The sequence below is a fragment of the Bradyrhizobium sp. Arg237L genome (genome assembly GCF_029990105.1).
Classification (GTDB): Bacteria; Pseudomonadota; Alphaproteobacteria; order Rhizobiales; family Xanthobacteraceae; genus Bradyrhizobium.
The window spans coordinates 1-16,263 of record NZ_JAQMIL010000120.1 but is presented as its reverse complement, the minus strand read 5'-3'; the positions used below and the strand labels follow the sequence as shown (position 1 = coordinate 16,263).

General features: G+C 63.1%; 13 protein-coding genes and 1 pseudogene. 7 read left to right on the top strand and 7 right to left on the bottom strand.

The window, feature by feature from the left end; translation table 11 throughout:
* Positions 1-107: 107 nt before the first annotated feature.
* Positions 108-752, bottom strand: a complete 645-nt coding sequence (locus tag OZ411_RS40970) for a glutathione S-transferase family protein (RefSeq protein WP_282532498.1) — start codon at positions 750-752, stop codon at positions 108-110.
* Positions 753-867: 115 nt separating this feature from the next.
* On the opposite strand from OZ411_RS40970, the gene OZ411_RS40965 reads away from it, so the two are divergent.
* The gene (locus OZ411_RS40965) at positions 868-1,464 is read left to right on the top strand and encodes a TetR family transcriptional regulator (protein ID WP_282532497.1); all 597 of its coding nucleotides are present in this window, start codon (positions 868-870) and stop codon (positions 1,462-1,464) included.
* 196 nt (positions 1,465-1,660) lie between these two features.
* Here OZ411_RS40965 and OZ411_RS40960 read toward each other — a convergent pair whose 3' ends face one another.
* Together OZ411_RS40960 and putA are read right to left on the bottom strand one after the other, a co-directional pair.
* A complete protein-coding gene (locus OZ411_RS40960) occupies positions 1,661-2,866 on the bottom strand; it encodes a CoA transferase (RefSeq protein ID WP_282532496.1) in 1,206 nt (401 codons plus the stop codon).
* Between the two features lie 204 nt (positions 2,867-3,070).
* On the bottom strand, positions 3,071-6,079 hold the full coding sequence (gene putA / locus OZ411_RS40955; protein ID WP_282532495.1) for a bifunctional proline dehydrogenase/L-glutamate gamma-semialdehyde dehydrogenase PutA: 3,009 nt from the start codon (positions 6,077-6,079) through the stop codon (positions 3,071-3,073).
* Positions 6,080-6,191: 112 nt separating this feature from the next.
* Between putA and OZ411_RS40950 the strand changes: the two genes are divergently transcribed.
* From OZ411_RS40950 to OZ411_RS40930, 5 genes are all read left to right on the top strand, one after another.
* Positions 6,192-6,656 (top strand): Lrp/AsnC ligand binding domain-containing protein, encoded by a 465-nt coding sequence (locus OZ411_RS40950; protein WP_282532494.1) that lies wholly within the window; start codon positions 6,192-6,194, stop codon positions 6,654-6,656.
* An 81-nt stretch (positions 6,657-6,737) separates the two neighbouring features.
* Complete coding sequence (locus OZ411_RS40945) at positions 6,738-7,559, top strand: helix-turn-helix transcriptional regulator (protein WP_282532493.1); 822 nt, start codon at positions 6,738-6,740, stop codon at positions 7,557-7,559.
* A 244-nt stretch (positions 7,560-7,803) separates the two neighbouring features.
* Entirely contained in the window at positions 7,804-8,493 is a 690-nt protein-coding gene (locus tag OZ411_RS40940; protein ID WP_282532492.1) for a class I SAM-dependent methyltransferase, read from the top strand.
* Between the two features lie 114 nt (positions 8,494-8,607).
* Positions 8,608-9,294, top strand: a complete 687-nt coding sequence (locus OZ411_RS40935) for a siderophore-interacting protein (protein ID WP_282532491.1) — start codon at positions 8,608-8,610, stop codon at positions 9,292-9,294.
* Positions 9,295-9,592: 298 nt separating this feature from the next.
* Positions 9,593-10,243 (top strand): hypothetical protein, encoded by a 651-nt coding sequence (locus tag OZ411_RS40930; protein ID WP_282532490.1) that lies wholly within the window; start codon positions 9,593-9,595, stop codon positions 10,241-10,243.
* A gap of 117 nt (positions 10,244-10,360) precedes the next feature.
* Here the strand turns inward: OZ411_RS40930 and OZ411_RS40925 are convergent, their stop codons facing one another.
* Positions 10,361-10,561, bottom strand: coding sequence for a cold-shock protein (locus OZ411_RS40925; RefSeq protein WP_130583670.1), 201 nt, complete (start codon positions 10,559-10,561; stop codon positions 10,361-10,363).
* A 332-nt stretch (positions 10,562-10,893) separates the two neighbouring features.
* Positions 10,894-12,630 (bottom strand): adenylate/guanylate cyclase domain-containing protein, encoded by a 1,737-nt coding sequence (locus tag OZ411_RS40920; RefSeq protein WP_282532489.1) that lies wholly within the window; start codon positions 12,628-12,630, stop codon positions 10,894-10,896.
* A 380-nt stretch (positions 12,631-13,010) separates the two neighbouring features.
* Between OZ411_RS40920 and OZ411_RS40915 the strand changes: the two genes are divergently transcribed.
* Complete coding sequence (locus OZ411_RS40915; RefSeq protein WP_282532499.1) at positions 13,011-14,600, top strand: glycosyltransferase family 39 protein; 1,590 nt, start codon at positions 13,011-13,013, stop codon at positions 14,598-14,600.
* On the opposite strand, the pseudogene OZ411_RS40910 reads toward OZ411_RS40915, so the two are convergent.
* A pseudogene (locus OZ411_RS40910) lies at positions 14,590-14,797 on the bottom strand (hypothetical protein); the annotation flags it as partial. The gene OZ411_RS40915 and the pseudogene OZ411_RS40910 sit on opposite strands and share 11 nt — an antisense overlap.
* A gap of 345 nt (positions 14,798-15,142) precedes the next feature.
* The gene (locus OZ411_RS40905; protein ID WP_282532488.1) at positions 15,143-16,102 is read right to left on the bottom strand and encodes a hypothetical protein; all 960 of its coding nucleotides are present in this window, start codon (positions 16,100-16,102) and stop codon (positions 15,143-15,145) included.
* Positions 16,103-16,263 lie beyond the last annotated feature (161 nt).

Sequence of the window (16,263 nt, the reverse complement as noted above, 5' to 3'; positions counted from 1 at the left end):
CCAAAGCACGCGAGGCGCGTGCCGCTTACGCCAATGCAACTTGACAATCCAGATAGTCGCTCATCCGGCGCTTCGCGCCACCTTCTCCCACAAGGGGAGAAGGGACCTCACGCGTAATGCTTCAGCCGTTTTCCCGGCAACAAGTCGTAAGCCGACTTCCAACCCGGGAGCGCCGCGATGCGGCCGAGCCACGCATGAATGGCCGGATGGCTCTTGGCGAACTCATAGCCGGTCTCATCGCTCGGATAATGCAGATAGGCCATCATCGAGAAATCGGTCACCGTCGGCCGCTCGCCGATCACGAAGGCTTGGTCCTGCAGATGCCGATTGAGGATGCCGAGATAGTCATCGATCCGGCCGCGCAGAAACTTCAGCACGTCCGGATTGGATGACGGCATGAAGGTGCGTTGGAAGCGGTAGGTCGCCATGTAGCCGGTGAGCTTGTGATTGTCCCAGAACAGCCAGCGCAGCAGCTCGAACTGCTCCTGCGCATTGCCGGCGCCGAACCGGCCATATTGCTCGGCGAGCTTCAAAAGGATCGGCGCCGTCTGGGTCAGGCGCACGCCGTCCTCCTCCAGCACCGGAATCTCGCCCATCGGGTTGACGTTGGCGCGCCATTCCGCGGTCCGCGTCACACCGCCGCCGAAATCGGTCCACACGCCCTCGAACGTCTCGCCGCACAACGTCAGCATGAGCGCGAGCTTGTAGCTGTTCCCCGACTCCGGGAAGTAGTGTAGCCGGTAGGTAGGCATAGGGCGCTCCTGTTCGTCGGTCCGACTTGCCAGTGCAAGTTACGATACGTACAATTCGAAAAACAGAACATTTGTTCTGTATACTGCGCAATGCAGCAATGCAACGGGAGTCAAATTGGCGAAGCAGGCCGACCAGGAGATAACCGCGCGCGAGCGTCCGCTGATGGAAGCGACCCTTCGCATCGTCGGCCGTTCCGGGATCGATCGCGTGACCCATCGCGCAGTCGCGGCCGAAGCCGGCATGTCGCTCGGCGCCGTAACACATCATTTTGCCACACGCGATATCCTGGTCGACGCTGCGCTGCGTTTCGCATTGACGCGAGAGGTTGGACGGCTGCAGGCGCTATCGCTCAGCCTGCAAAGCAAGGCGTTCGATGTCGAAGCCTGGATCGAGGAACTCGTCGGCTGGTATGGCCAGGAACTCAAGACCCAACCCGACATTCACATTGCCTGTTACGAGGTGTTCCTGGCCGCCGCGCGCAGCGAGCGCTACCGGTCCATCGTGGCCGAATGGTTCGACACCTGGCGGCAGAGCTCCGAGCTCGCGCTGCGCGCAGCCGGCTCGACGAGCCCACGCGCGCATGCTGAGCTGTTCGTTGCCACGCTGATCGGAATCCTGTTGCAGCAACTCGCCATCCCGCGCCGCAGCTTCCGGCAGGAGACCAGGGCGGCGCTGCTGGAACTGGTCGAGGGGTTGATTGGGAAGAAGTGAGCCTACGAGCTTACTTCGCGACGACGGCGCCAATCGTTGCGCCCTCTCCCCTTGTGGGAGAGGGCAGCTCAGCCATTGGCCACAAGTTCGTTTGGGTGAGGGGTTCTCTCCACGCGCTCAGGTGCCTGCGGAGACAACCACTCATCCGGCGCTTCGCGCCACCTTCTCCCACAAGGGGAGAAGGAAGGGTCGGCGATCACGCCACCGCGCCGCTTGCGCGCAGCTTGCTGATCGCGGCCTCGTCATAGCCCGCCTGCCGCAGGATCTCGTCGGAGTGCTCGCCGACTTCCGGCGGCTTGCGCGGCTGCACCTTTTTCTCTCCATCGATGAAGATCGGGCTGTTGACGGTCAGCATGGTGTCGTTCTCGAACCGCACCAGCACCTCGTTCTCGATCATCTGCTTGTCATCAGGGATGTCGTCGAGGATGCCGACCACGCCGAACACGAGGCCATTGCCGTCGAGGATCTTGCGCCACTCGGCGAGGTCTCTGGTTACGAAGATTTCGTCGAGGATCTTGATCAGTTCCACCGAGCGCGCATGGCGGCCGGCCTTGGTGGCGAAACGCTCGTCGGTGACGAGGTCCTCGCGGCCGAGGCAGCGCGCCAGCGTCGGCCATTGCCGCTCCTCGTTGAGCAGCGACAGGATGATCCAGCGGCCGTCCTTGCACTTGTAGTGGTTGGTCACCGCGTTCAGCGCCTCTTCGCGCGGCTTGCGCTTGGAGAATTTCGCGCCGCAAAGCTTTGCCTGTGCCAGCACGCTGTTGGCCCAGACGCCATTCGCCATCAGGTTGGTCGAGACATGCGAGCCCTTGCCGGTGCGCTCGCGCTTGAACAGCGCGGTGACGATCGCGCCGTAGAACGCCATCGCGCAGGGGTGGTCGCCCATGCCGGCGACGGAGCGCGCCGGCGTGGTGTCCTCATCGGCGCGCACCAGGTCCATCAGGCCGGAGCGAGCCCAATAGGCGTTGCTGTCGAAGCCCGGCTTGTTGGCTTCCTCGCCCTTTTCGCCATAGCCGGTGAAGGAGGCGTAGATCAGGCGGTCGTTGAGGTGGGCGAGGTGGTCATGGGTGATGCCGAGCTTGGCGCGCACCTGCGGCGGCATGTTGGTGATGAAGACGTCGGCCTCGGCGACGAGCTTGTACAGCACCGCCTGCGCCTCCGGCTTGGTGAGGTCGAGCGCCAGGCTCTTCTTGTTGCGCGCCTCCAGGAGCCAGGCGAAATTGTGCTCGGTATGGGGATAGCCGGGCAGGTTCGGCAGGTTGCGGTAGGGATCGCCGGCCCCGGGTGGCTCGATCTTGATCACATCGGCCCCGAAGTCGGACAGCACGGTCGCGGCCGCCGGCGCCGCAATGAAGCTCGCGCAGTCCAGAACCTTCAAGCCTTCAAAGATACCTTTTTCCATCGTGCCGTCGCTCCCGTGACGTTTGTTGCTGTTGTTCGTGAGGCGGAATTACCGCTGCCGATGATCCCGAGGAAGCGACATTTGACCCATGTAGGGTGGGGGATGCAACGGGTTCGCGACGACCGCGGTGCCGTAGGGTGGGCAAAGCGTTAGCGTGCCCACCCTTGGTCGGCACGCTGCGCTTTGCCCACACTACGAAACTGGCTACTCCCCGCCCGCGAGCAGCGCCGCATTGCCACCGGCGGCGGCCGTGTTGACGGTCACTGTCTGCTCGGTCGCAAACCGCGCCAAATAATGCGGGCCGCCCGCCTTGGGACCGGTGCCGGAGAGGCCGCAACCGCCGAACGGCTGCACGCCGACGACGGCGCCGATCATGTTGCGGTTGACGTAGATGTTACCGACCGAAAGGCGCTCGACGATATCCTCGACGGCGTCGTCGATGCGCGAGTGGATGCCGAGCGTCAGTCCGTAGCCCGTCGCCTCGATCGCGCGCAGCACGTCACCAAGATTTTCCGCGCGGTAGCGCACCACGTGCAGGATCGGGCCGAACACCTCCTCGGTGAGCTGGCTTGCGCTCGCCAGTTCGAAGATGTGCGGCGCGACGAAATTGCCCTCCGGCGCAGTGCCGGCGAAATGCACGCGCGCCTCCCGCTTCATCCGTGCGATGTGCGCATCGAGCCGCTGTTTTGCTTCCGCATCGATCACCGGTCCGACGTGGGTTGAGGGATCGGTGGGATCGCCGAGTCTCAATTCGCGCGCGGCGCCGGCGATCATCTCGATCGTGCGGTCGGCGACGTCGTCCTGGACGAATAGCAGCCGCAGCGCCGAACAGCGCTGTCCGGCGGAGCGGAACGCCGAGGTCACGACGTCGTCGGCAACCTGCTCGGGGAGCGCGGTGGCATCGACGATCATCGCATTGATGCCGCCGGTCTCCGCGATCAGCGGCACGATCGGGCCATCCTTGGCGGCCAGCGTGCGGTTGATCGAACGCGCGACTTCGGTCGAGCCGGTGAAGACGACGCCCGCGATGTCCGGATGCGCCACCAGTGCCGCGCCGATCCGGCCGTCGCCCTGCACGAGCTGCAGGGCAGAAGCGGGCACGCCCGCCTCGTGCAGTAGCGCTACCGCCTCAGACGCGATCAACGGCGTCTGCTCGGCCGGCTTTGCCACCACCGAATTGCCCGCAATCAATGCGGCCGTCACCTGCCCTAGGAAGATCGCCAATGGAAAATTCCACGGCGAGATTGCGACGAAGACGCCGCGGCCGCGCAAGACGAGCACGTTGCTCTCACCGGTCGGTCCCGGCATCGCCTCGCCGTCGCCGAACAGCTTGCGACCCTGCGCGGCGTAGTAGCGGCAGAAATCGGTAGCCTCCCGCACCTCGGAGAGCGCGTCATCCAGCGTCTTGCCGCCTTCGCGCTGCAGCAGCGCGATGAAATGCGCGGCGCGTTGCTGCAGGAGCTCCGCGGCGCGTTCGAGGATTTTCGCGCGCGTCTCGGCCGGCGTCCGGCTCCAGCGGGCAAAACCGCGGCGCGCCGCGGCGACCGCAGCATTCGCTTTTTCCGCAGTCGATTCGACGATACGTCCAGCCGGCACTGTTTCGGTGCCGATCGCCGATAACAGGCGATTCAGTGCGGCGCGTTCGCCGAACTCGATGCCGCGCGAATTCTGCCGCTCCGGCCGATAGAGATCCTGCGGCAGCGGGATGTTCGGATGCCGCGCATGCTCTGCCGTGCCGATGATGTCGGCCGGCCGGCGCAGCAATGTCTTTACGGGCACCGCCTCATCGGCCGCGAGCGCGACGAAGGACGAATTGGCGCCGTTCTCGAGCAAGCGCCGCACCAGATAGGCGAGCAGGTCGCGATGGCTGCCGACCGGCGCATAGGTGCGGAAGGCGATGTCGGGACGGTCCATGGCAAGCTGCGCATAAAGCGCTTCGCCCATGCCATGCAGGCGCTGGAATTCGAAGCTGCTGCCGTCGCCGGCGAGCTCCAGAATGGTCGCGACGGTGAGCGCGTTGTGGGTCGCGAATTGCGGAAACAGACGCGGCCGCAACGCCAACAGCTTCCTTGCGCAGGCGATGTAGTTCAAATCGGTCAACGTCTTGCGGGTGAACACCGGATAGTCGTCGAGCCCGCGCTCCTGCGCGCGCTTGATCTCGGTGTCCCAATAGGCGCCCTTGACCAGCCGCACCATCATCCGGCGGTTCGCGCTTCGCGCGAGCTGGTCGACATAGTCGATCACCTCACCGGCGCGCTTTTGATAGGCCTGAATCGCGAGGCCGAAGCCGTCCCAGCCGGCAAGCGCATCGTCGGCAAACGCCGCGGCGATCACGTCGAGCGACAATTCCAGCCGGTCGGCTTCCTCGGCATCGACGGTGAAGTTCAGGTTGAAGGCCTTGGCCTGCCGCGCAAGTTCGACCAGCCGCGGCACCAGCTCGCGCATCACGCGACCGTGGCTCACCGCCTCGAAGCGCGGATGCAGGGCAGAGAGTTTGACGGAAATGCCGGGCCGGTCGGGCAGGGGACGGTTGTCCGCCGCGCGCCCGATCGCCTCGATCGCGCGCGCATAGGAGTTGAAGTAGCGTTCGGCATCCTCGGCGGTGCGCGCACCTTCGCCGAGCATGTCGAAGGAATAGCGCGGCCTCTCAGCCGACTGCGAATTCGCCCGCGACAGCGCTGCCTCGATGGTCTCGCCGAGCACGAAGTGGCTGCCCATCAGCCGCATCGCCTGACGCGTGGCGGCGCGCACCGCCGGCGCGCCGAGCCGTTTTGTCAGTCGTCCGATCGTGCCCTGCGGGGTCTCGCCGGGCTGGATCACGCGCGCGGACATGCCGAGCGCCCAGGCCGAGGCATTGACCAGGAACGCGCTCGATTTGGTCTCGTGACGGACGAAATCGCCCTGAGCCAGCTTGTCCTCGATGAACAGGTCGGCGGTGCGCGCATCGGGCACGCGCAGCAGGGCTTCCGCCAGCACCATCAGCGCCAGGCCCTCCTTCGTTGAGAGCGCGAATTCGCGCAGCATGTCCTCGATGCCGCCCAGCGGATCGTCATTGGTGCGGATCGCCTCGATCAGCCGCGTCGCGGTGGCGTCGATCCGTGCTTCCTGCTCCGCGCCAAGCCGCGCATCCAACAGCAGCCGCGCCGCGATCGCGACATCGTCCGGCGCATAGGCCGCGCTGAAAGGTGGAAGAGAAGCGTATTCGACCGGCATGGCGTTTTCCTCAGACCCACCAAGACGTTACTTCCATCCGAACCGTATTTCGATAGACAAATTCGTACATATGGCTTAGAAAATCAGGAAATATAGGCGCTATGGCTGATATATGCCGGAACTTGATAAAATAGACCGCAAAATCCTCGAAATTCTGCAGGACGACGGCCGAATCGCCAATGTCGAGCTGGCAGAGCGCATTGGCCTGTCCCCGACCTCGGTCGGCGAGCGGCTGAAACGGCTGCACCGCGAGGGATTTGTCGAGGGGTTCGGTGCCCGCCTCAATCCGCACCGGCTCGGCCTCGGGCTGCTCGTGTTCGTCGAGGTGATGCTCGACAAGACCACGCCTGATGTCTTCGAAAAATTCGCCCACGCCGTGCGGGCCGCGCCGGAAGTCCTGGAGTGCCACATGGTGGCCGGCGGCTTCGATTATCTGGTCAAGGCGCGCGTCGCCGACATGACCGCCTATCGCCGCTTCCTCGGCGAGAGCCTGCTCGCGCTCCCCGGCGTGAAGGAGACGCGCACTTACGCCGTGATGGAAGAGGTCAAGCGCGACGCGCCGCTGCCGGTCTCCTAGGGGCCTCCGTGTTGAAAGTCGCAATCGCGGACTGATATTGTCTGATCTGGTCAATCGCATTCGGATCGATCGTCACCCGCCATGCCGTTCTATCGTCACGAGGAAAACGACCTCGACTCCGCGGATGGCGTCGGTTTCTCTCCGGAGGACGTGCCACGGGCCGTCGCCGTTTTCGGCGGCTACATGGTCACGAAGGGCATGGAGCTCGCCATGCACGAGCATCGGAAGGCCCAGCTTGTCCTGACCTTGCGGGGCGTCGTTAGGTGCGAAGCCGACCAAGGTGTCTGGATCGTGCCGCCGCGCTGTGCGGTGTGGATTCCCGGCAATCTTCCCCACAGCGTGTCCCTCGCCGGAAATGTCGAGGTATATTGCCTGTTCGTCGAACCGGATGCGGCGCCGGCGCTGCCCAGGCGATGCTGCACGCTGTCGATCTCGCCGTTGCTGGAGCGTTTGCTGCTGCACGTTGCCCAGATGCCGGTCCTGTACGATGTCGATGGCGCCGACGGCCGGATCGCCACTGTGCTGCTCGACCAACTGTCGCTGGCGCCCGTCGAGAAGCTGAACTTTCCGATGCCGGTCGATGCCAGGCTGCGTAGGATCGCCGCCGCGATGATGGCCGACCCTTCCGACCGCGCGACGATCGACGACTGGGGCCGGCGCATGGCCGTCGCCCCGCGGACCTTGACCCGCGCCCTGAAACGCGAGACCGGCATGAGCTTCGGCCGCTGGCGCCGGCAGCTCCACATCCTCATTGCGCTGCAGCGTCTCGCCGAAGGGGCGTCAGTCCAGACCGTGGCGCTCGATCTCGGCTATGAGGGCGCGAGCGCCTTCGTCACCATGTTCCGCAAGGCCCTTGGCAAGCCGCCCGCCCGATATCTGGCGGACCGCCGCATTGCCGCGTGATCTCTGTCCGGCTTCGGACAAATCCCCACGCTGGTGTTGACCAGAAATCGCAATATTTTGTCCCGTTTGCGGAATGCGGTCAGGTCGGCAATTTCCTATCCTGGCTCTGACGCTAACACGCTGGCGCGCCGGCGGGCGCATTCCAGAGCATGATTTGGAAAAGTGGAAACCGGTTTTCCCTCGCGACAAACGCGAAGCGTTTGCGCGGAGATCATGCTCAAACAAAGAGAGAAGAGCCCGGAACATGGATTCACTCAGCAGCGGCCCGGTCGCGGAGGTTCTCCAACGTCTTCATCAGGAAGCGGAAGCCGCCGACGCGCCGCTGATGCAGGTTTACATGAGCGAGGCGACCAATGGCGAGGCGATCAGCCAGTTCATCGAAGCTGAGACCAAGGATCTGACGGGACTCTATCACGGCCTCGCTGGCAATTTCCTGAATGTCTCCCCGGAATTCGGGCGGTTTCTCTACATGTGCGCCCGTAGCTGCAAGGCCAAGCGCATCGTGGAGTTCGGCTCTTCAATGGGGGTTTCCGCCATCTACATGGCGGCGGCGTTGCGCGACATGGGCGGCGGCCGCCTGATCGGGACCGATCTCGAGCCCAGCAAGGTCGCGCAGGCGCAGGCGAACGTCGCCGGCGCCGGGCTGGCCGATCTGGTCGAGTTTCGGGTTGGCGACGCGCGGGAAACCCTCAAACCCGGCGTCGGCGGCGACATCGACATGGTGATGCTCGACGGCGCCTTCACCCTCTATCTTCCCATTCTCAAGCTGCTGGAGCCCTACCTGAAGCCCGGCGCGATGATCATCGGCGAGAACGCGTTCGAGGAAGGCTCCGGCTATATCGACTACGTGCGCGATCCGCAGAACGGCTATCTCTCACTGCCGCTGTCGTTCGATCCGGGGCGCGGCAACGAAGTCACCGTCAAGACGAAGTGATCCGCGCGGCAGCGACGTCGAAATTTCGGTGCAAGGAGCGAACCTTTGACCCAACCCGCCCATGGGCCGGAAAATTCTGCGCCGCCGCTCGCCCCGCCGGGTCGAGTCACGCGGATGTTGCTGCGATGGCTGATGCGTCCTGCGCGCGTTGCCGCAGTCGAGACGCTCTCGCCGCACTTTCGGCTGGTCGACCTCGAAAGCGAAGCGCTCAAGAACGTCGCCTGGACGGCTGGCCAAAAGGTCCAGGTCTCGATGGGCTCGGGCCTTAGCGCGCGGACCTACACGCCGATGTCGTGGCACGCCGACAGCGGCAGGACACGAATGCTCACCTTCGCGCATGGCGACGGTCCCGGCAGCCGATGGGCAAGCGGCCTGCGCGAAGGCGACACCTGCCAATTCTTCGGTCCGCGCCGCTCGCTCGATCTATCCGGTCTCGAATCGCCGGTGGTCCTGTTCGGCGATGAAACCTCGTTCGGCCTGGCGGCGGCACTCCGCGACAGCCCGCAGGCTGACGCTGCAATCCATGTGTTCGAGGCCTCGGATGTCGCGGAGTCGCGGCCGGTGCTGGAGGCGATCGGCCTCGGCCAAGCAACGTTGATGGAGCGCACCGCCGACGACGCCCATCTTGCCGCGGCCGAAGCCGAAATGTTGCGCCTTGCCGCAAGCGGCGCGCATTTCATTCTTACAGGCAAGGCATCGTCGATCCAGCGCGTAAGCCGGGCCTTGAAAGCAGCCGGCGTCGCATCATCGCGGGTGAAGACCAAGGCCTATTGGGCGCAGGGCAAGATCGGGTTGGACTAAAGCATGATCCGGAAAAGTGGGGGGCGGTTTCCCCTCGCGACAAACGCGAAGCGTTTGCGCGGAGATCATGTTCAAATTGACATGCTAAAATTTGGAAGGTCTGCCACGCGCGATGTGATCCACAGGCTCTTATCCGGCATATTGGCAGGATCGAGAGGCCACGCTAATCCTCAAACCCCTCCTGGAGCTCTGGTCCTGATGGAATCAGAACCCAAGCTCTGGATTCTTGTTTTGTTGCGTTTTCTTCAAGCGAACCGGTATCCACTTCGCTCGAAAACGCTTCTGGGGTGCAGGTTTCATGAGTGACACCGATCGATCGATGCAGCACGGCCCACGCTCAACGCTCGCAGGCTTCTGCGCGGGCCTGCTGGCGCTCTTTGCATATCCTGCGGCTTCCGCCGAGATCAGCGCGGCGGTCGAGGCGCTCTACACGTCGGTGTCGATCTATCCGCCCTCGGCGAACGCGATGACGGTCTGCTACGGCTTCGTCTGCCGGCGGCGCGAGATCCTGGATTTCAGCGCCGCCGACCGCGCCGCGCTGACGCAGATCATGAATGCGGGCCGCGCCTCCGCGGCGGCCGAGCGTGCTGCGGTGCAAAAAGCGGTGATGTGGTTCGACCGTCGCATGGGTCCGATCATCGGCACCGACAAGCGGGTAGCGAAAGCCGATTTCCGCTATTTCGACGACAAGCACAATTACGATTGCTGGGACACCACCCGCAACACCACGAGCCTGCTCTTGGTACTGCAGCAATGGAATCTATTGAAGCACCACGTCGTTGGCGATCCGCATTACCGCGGCAACACGCTGGTGCTGCAGACGCCGCACAATACAGCGGTGCTGGTCGAGCGCGCCACCAAGGCGGAATGGGCCGTCGATCTGTGGCCACGCGGCTATCTGCAGCCGCCGGACGTCATGCCCGTCGCCAAATGGGTGACGGAGGACTGAAAGTGGCCGACGCGCGGATGCGCGCGCTCAGCTCCTTGTGAACGTTTCCCTCTGTTGCAATTTGTTTGGGCGTCACTCCCGGACGCATCCCCGAGAGTGCGACCTTCGTCGATGATGCTAGACCTTCAAATTCTCCGCCGATGTCCGGCCGCGGTTGGCGATCTCGTCGTACTCGACCGACTGCCCTTCATTGAGCGTCGTAAGGCCGGCCTTCTGAACCGCTGAGATATGAACGAATATGTCCTTGCCACCCGATGCGGGTTGAATGAACCCGTAGCCCTTGGTCGGGTTGAACCATTTTACAGTACCTTTAGCCATTCACGTCGTCTCCGGCGGAAAATCAAATAATAAAACGAACGGGCCGGTCCCCGCACACCCCGGCATGTTCGCAAGGCGCAGGATAACGCAGATTGCGTCGCGCTTGGTAGCGCAAAGCTCACGCGTGATTTTGGCGGAAACACGCCGTTTCGCGGCGCTTTTGCGCCGTTTTGCCTATTTCCCATTCATTCCCGTGGAAAAGATCGGCCAATCGCGGCAAGTCTCGGGCATCTGTCACGGCCGGAGTTTGGTAAGTCAGCGCTTACGATCAGCGCACGCCGACGTTGACGATGCGGCAGCGATCGCCGAACGGTGCGACTAACAGATGATAATCAGGCCGCAACGACCTGATCGCCGTTGACCAGCGCGGACAGTGTGCGCGTGTCGTCGACGGTGCGCACGGTCATCGGCTCGTTGCGGCCGCGGATCGCGACTTCCTGTTCGGGAAGCGCATCGGCGGTGAGGCCCGCGGTGATGCGCACCTCCTCGGAGAAGATGGCTTCGCAGCCAAGCGTCTTGGTCATGTCCTGCAATCGCGCCGCGACATTGACGGCGTCGCCGAGCGCGGTGAACACCATGTGGTCGCGATAGCCGATGTCGCCGACGATCACCTCGCCGCCATGGATGCCGATGCCGAAGCGGATCGGCTCGGGCAGGTCATGGCTCAGGAACTGGTTCAATTCGTCGATGTTCTTGCCGATCTGTGCCGCCGCGCGCAGCGCCTGCCGGCAGGCCTGTTGCCGGCTGCTCGCGAGGCCAAACAGCGCCAGCATGCCGTCGCCGACGAACTGGTTGGGCTGGCCGCCGCTCTCGATCACCGCCTGCGACACCGCGCTGAGGAAGCGGTTGACGATGAAGACGGTGTCGAACGGCAGCCGCGTCTCCGCAAGCTGCGTCGAGCCGCGCATGTCGACGAACAGGCTGACGAGATAGCGCTCTTGCCCGATCCGCGTCGGGTTCGACGCATGCGCAGTGGCCGACATCGTGTGCGGCGTGAAGAGTTGGAAGAAGGAGAGGTCGGTGGTCGGCTTGAGCTGGCAGGCGAGCCGGATCGAGGGATCGGTCGATCCGACGCGGCTGAGCACGAAGGCCTCGCGCGGCGAAGGTTCGGGCAGCATGCTGCAGTCGCCGATGATGCGGATGCGGCAGGTCGAGCAGCGCGCGCGGCCGCCGCAGACGGAGGCATGCGGCACGTTGTGGCGCAGGCTCGCCTCCAGCACGCTCAATCCCTTGGGCACCCGGACGATGCGGCCATTGCCGTAGGACAGGCTGATCATGCCGCCGCGCCGCTCGAGGATGGCGCGTCCGCCGCGCGCGAGCAGCACCAGGACAAGCAGGCCGACATAGCCGATCGTCATGCCGCTGGTGATGCGATCGAGCATATCAGCCTGCTCCAGCGTGCCGACATGTTGCGCGGACAGGTTGTCGTGCCGCCACGCGGGATCGGTGCTGTCGGCGATCACGGTGCGTCCGCCCTGGTAGACGCCAAGCAGCGCCAGCGTCGGAATCAGCACGGCGGCCGCCAGCAGAAACGGCGCCGCGCGCTTGAAGAAGCGGCGCATCCTCAGCCAGAAATAAAGCCCGATGCAGCCGTGTACCCAGGCAATGACGAGCACCGCGAGCATCGGCAACAGCCTCTGTCTCGCGCCGATGAAGAACAGATAGAGTTCCTGCGGATAGAGCTTCTCGTGCCCGTACAGCGTCTGGCCGAGGCGCACGCCGACGATATGGGCGATGATCAGGAAAGGAATGCTCAAGCCCAACAGCAGTTGCAGCGGCTCGATCGCCTTCCAGCCGAACTGTCGGCGCTGATACAGCGCCCAGATGCCGAGCCCAGAATGCACGAGGCAGGCGCTGTAGAAGATGACGGCGATGGGCGGGAACTGCCAGAAGGCGATGTGCCAGTTGATCCCCCAGGCCAGCGCGTCCAGCGAGATGTTGCCGAGCGCGTGATTGAGGAAATGGCTGACGAGATAGGTGAACAGGATGGTGCCGCAGGCGAGCCGAACCTGCCGCAAGCCGATGCCGCGGAAAAATTCTCTTAATTGCTGGCGCGCAGAGGAGGCCATGTGATCCGTAGCTACTATCGTCAAATCTAATGCCTTATTCCCTGCCGAACACTGTCGCCGTCCTGGCCTCGTACGCCGTCCTGGCCCCGTGCCGCTCCATTATAGCCAAATCGTATAATGCTTCCGAATTCTCAAATCCGCCTCTCCCTCGTGGAAGAGGCCACATTTCACGCCCGCCACGCCCAGGTTTGCGCACCAGTCCATGGCCGGCCTGCCGGAACGCCCGCCTATCATTCTTTTCCCGCGACACGTTGACACCCCGCTGGGAGTCTAGGAAAAGCGCGGCCGTGACGAAGATCCCGCTTAAAACCGGCCGCGCAACGCCGGACGACTATCCCTCCGCGCCATCATGGCCCGTCGTGATCGCCCTGATCGCGGCGATGACCGTTCTGCGCCTGATCTATGCGGCCGTGCTCGACCTGCGCACGGACGAGGCCTATTACTGGACCTGGTCGAAGGAGAGCGTGCTCTCGTTCCTCGATCATCCCCCCATGATCGCCTGGTTCGTCCGCTTCGGCACCGCGATCTTCGGCGACACCAATCTCGGCGCGCGCTTCGCCGGCATTGTGGCGCTGCTCGTGACCCAGTTCCTGCTCGCCGACATCGTCCGCCGCGTCACCCATGATTTCAGGGCGATCATGCTGGCGCTGCTGTTGCCGGAGGCCGCGCTGTACTACGGCCTGTTGATGGCGAAGGTCGCGCCCGACATCGCGATGATTCCGTTTGCGGTCGCGATGTTGTGGTCGCTGGTATGGCTCACCGAAAGCGGCGACGGGCGGTGGTGGCTCGCCGCCGGCCTGTTCGGCGGGCTTGCGCTGCTATCGAAATTCACCGCGATCATGCTGGTGCCGGCAGTCGTGGCGTTCATGCTGGTGCCGTCCTGGCGGTGGCGCTGGCTCTCCAGCCCCTATCCTTATCTTGCCGTCGTGGTCGCGATCCTCGCCTTCTCGCCGGTGCTGATCTGGAATGACCAGCACGATTGGGCGTCGTTCCGCTTCCAGGCGGTGCGCGCCACCGCGGATCATCCGTTCTCGCTCCGCACTTTGGGTGAGTTTTTCGCGCTGCAACTCGGCCTGGTCGGATTCGTGGTGTTGCCGGTGGTGCTGTCGGGCGTGACGCTCACCGCATGGCGCGGCTATCGCACCCGCGAGCCGGTGGCGATCCTGCTCTCGACCGCGGTGATCGTGCCGTTCTTCTATTTCCTGTGGAAGTCGCTGACGCTTCGGGTCGGCGACACCTGGCCGATGTTCCTGTGGCCCGCCGGCTTTGCCGCTACCGCCATCAACATCGCGATGCTGCCGCGCGAAGGTTTTCCGAAATGGATGATCCGCGCGACCATCTCCTGGGCGCGGATCGCTGTGATCTCCGGTATCGCCTTCGTCGTCTGCGTGTTCGTCTATTATGTCGCAACGCCCTTCAATCTCATCGGCCGCACCGATCCGATCGGCGGCGAGGCCGGCTACCGAGAACTCGCCGCGCGCGTCGAAGATCAATTGCAGAAGCAAGGCGCGACATGGATCGCGACCACTGACTACCGCACCTATGCGATGTTGCGCTGGTTCTTCAACGGCCGCGTGCCCGTGGTCCAGCTCAACGAGCGCGGCCGCTTCCAGGGTTTTCTAGATCCCGGCATGGACCGCATCAGGGATCACGCCGGCATCTATGTCGTGCGCGAGCTCGACAGCCAGATGCCATTCTTGGATTCGGAGGGCGCCGCGCGCCAGCCGCTCGAACGCGTCGAGCGCGTCTGGCGCGGCATGGTGATGGACAGCTTCTTGCTGGAAAAGCTGACCGGCTACACCCCCGAACTCTCGCCGCCACCGGAGTCCCCGTTATTCCGCTGGCGTGTGCTGGCGATGCTGATTTCACCTTCTCCCCTTGTGCGAGAAGGTGATACACATGGCCGGAGCAGCCCTCTCCCACAAGGGGCGAGGGCGCATCAACTCGCGCCTCGCTCATCACGATCCTGATCGCGTCCTCCGGCAACGACCGCTGCAATGCCTTAGCCTCATCCCCCGGCGCTCGCATTCCACACGTCGCGCTCCTCGTCGGTGGTTAGGATCACCGGCATGGCCTTGGGGTGGATCGGCTCGACCATGGCATTAGGCGCGGTTATCAGGAAGCCGTTGACCAGATGCGGCCCCGAATTGACGCTCGGAGCCTTCGATAGATATTAAGGGTCGATAAATTGGATGTGCCTCGGAGCGCCCTTAAACTCTTGCCGCTGCAAGATGAACCCAGCCGTGAGCCATATCCCGACCGCTACAAGTATCGAGGGCCAGCCAAGGGACTTGTCGATGGTGTAGGCGACCATGAAGCCTGCGAACCCTGAGGTCGCAGATACCAAGAGCCAAAGCACCCGAACCATCTTACGTTCTAGCCACGCTACGCGTTCGTTGAGTTCGTCGAGTTTGTCTTGTGTCATTTTGTCCCCATAGATGGCATTTGGATGCTTGGCCCAGTTCCATTGCCGCGCGGAACGCGCCGTCTCTTTCGGCGACGTCGTACGCGCCTAGAAGCGTCCGGTGCGCGAAATAATATCGTCCAGCAACGCAAATAGAGGTGCGGGCCACACGACCCCCTGTTTAGCCGCGTCGTTCGCTCGGTCCCGAACATATTGAGCGCTAATCGGGCCATCTGACCTTTGTTCATTGTAGAGTGTAGACATTGTCGCAAGCAATTTCCGAACGCGCCGCCGCGCCATGGCTTGGGCATACCACCAGAAAGGCAGGCCGAACGTGCTTATTGACGCAAACGCCAAGAACAGGAACCCGCATACCCCCGCAATCCATTCCGCGGTGCTCACTCCGATCCATCGGCTCGAACTTGCCCAAAGTGCGAGCGCTGCAATTCCGCCGAAGAGAACGCCATTGACGAGTTGGCCCTTCAAATATTGGAGCAATGCGTGGCGTTGCTTCAATGGAGACCTCGCCGGAAACAGCCCGAATGTTTCTTCGTTGAGCATCTCGTCGCCAAAAGCGTAGAGTTCCATTGCAATTAGAGCGCGGACAAGAAAACGGTCCAGAGCTTGGCAACGATACGGGAGTGCCAAGTAGTCGCCGATCACACATTCAAGCTGTGAGCGATCGATATAAGGGACCTGCTTTGCTCGTATTTTGTCGAGCGGATTTGCGTTGCCGTCCCAGAAATTTGGCGACGAGCTATCCGAGCCATAGCGGACGAAAGCAAACCGCAACGATCTGACGATCTCTAGAGCAGCATTCAAAACATTCTCTTCAAAATCACGCGGATCAGCCTCTTTCGGCAGTGCGTAATCTGAGGCGGCTTTAGCCATCCTCTTCAGGAGAAACCCATAAAGACCAGGTTTCTCCGCGCAATCGTCACCGAATTGTGCCCCCAGCTCGTAAGTTACGGCCTCACCGCAAATGTTCTCGAACTGCCATCTTCGAGTTGCGTCGTCTAATATCCCGCCGAGGGCATCGGCGCTTTTCCTGTAATCACCTGCGTCCATCGAAATACTAGCCCCCAGCGGACACTCTACATACAATTGGCTGTCGCTACAACCAAGCCGTGCAGCCGCCGGTGAAAGCGCCGCCGCGGTCTAGGGTCTGTTGGGATTCAGGATTCTCATTCGTGCTTGGCTGTGATTCAAGCTTTGGATGGAACGATTCG

Bases quoted from the DNA above. Each gene is read 5' to 3' on its own strand.
- OZ411_RS40915 (WP_282532499.1), top strand. From the start codon at position 13,011: ATGACCGTTCTGCGCCTGATCTATGCGGCCGTGCTCGACCTGCGCACG.
- putA (WP_282532495.1), bottom strand. From the start codon at position 6,079: ATGCCGGTCGAATACGCTTCTCTTCCACCTTTCAGCGCGGCCTATGCG.
- OZ411_RS40940 (WP_282532492.1), top strand. From the start codon at position 7,804: ATGGATTCACTCAGCAGCGGCCCGGTCGCGGAGGTTCTCCAACGTCTT.
- OZ411_RS40930 (WP_282532490.1), top strand. From the start codon at position 9,593: ATGAGTGACACCGATCGATCGATGCAGCACGGCCCACGCTCAACGCTC.
- OZ411_RS40920 (WP_282532489.1), bottom strand. From the start codon at position 12,630: ATGGCCTCCTCTGCGCGCCAGCAATTAAGAGAATTTTTCCGCGGCATC.
- OZ411_RS40925 (WP_130583670.1), bottom strand. From the start codon at position 10,561: ATGGCTAAAGGTACTGTAAAATGGTTCAACCCGACCAAGGGCTACGGG.
- OZ411_RS40960 (WP_282532496.1), bottom strand. From the start codon at position 2,866: ATGGAAAAAGGTATCTTTGAAGGCTTGAAGGTTCTGGACTGCGCGAGC.
- OZ411_RS40935 (WP_282532491.1), top strand. From the start codon at position 8,608: ATGTTGCTGCGATGGCTGATGCGTCCTGCGCGCGTTGCCGCAGTCGAG.
- OZ411_RS40950 (WP_282532494.1), top strand. From the start codon at position 6,192: ATGCCGGAACTTGATAAAATAGACCGCAAAATCCTCGAAATTCTGCAG.
- OZ411_RS40945 (WP_282532493.1), top strand. From the start codon at position 6,738: ATGCCGTTCTATCGTCACGAGGAAAACGACCTCGACTCCGCGGATGGC.
- OZ411_RS40970 (WP_282532498.1), bottom strand. From the start codon at position 752: ATGCCTACCTACCGGCTACACTACTTCCCGGAGTCGGGGAACAGCTAC.
- OZ411_RS40905 (WP_282532488.1), bottom strand. From the start codon at position 16,102: ATGGACGCAGGTGATTACAGGAAAAGCGCCGATGCCCTCGGCGGGATA.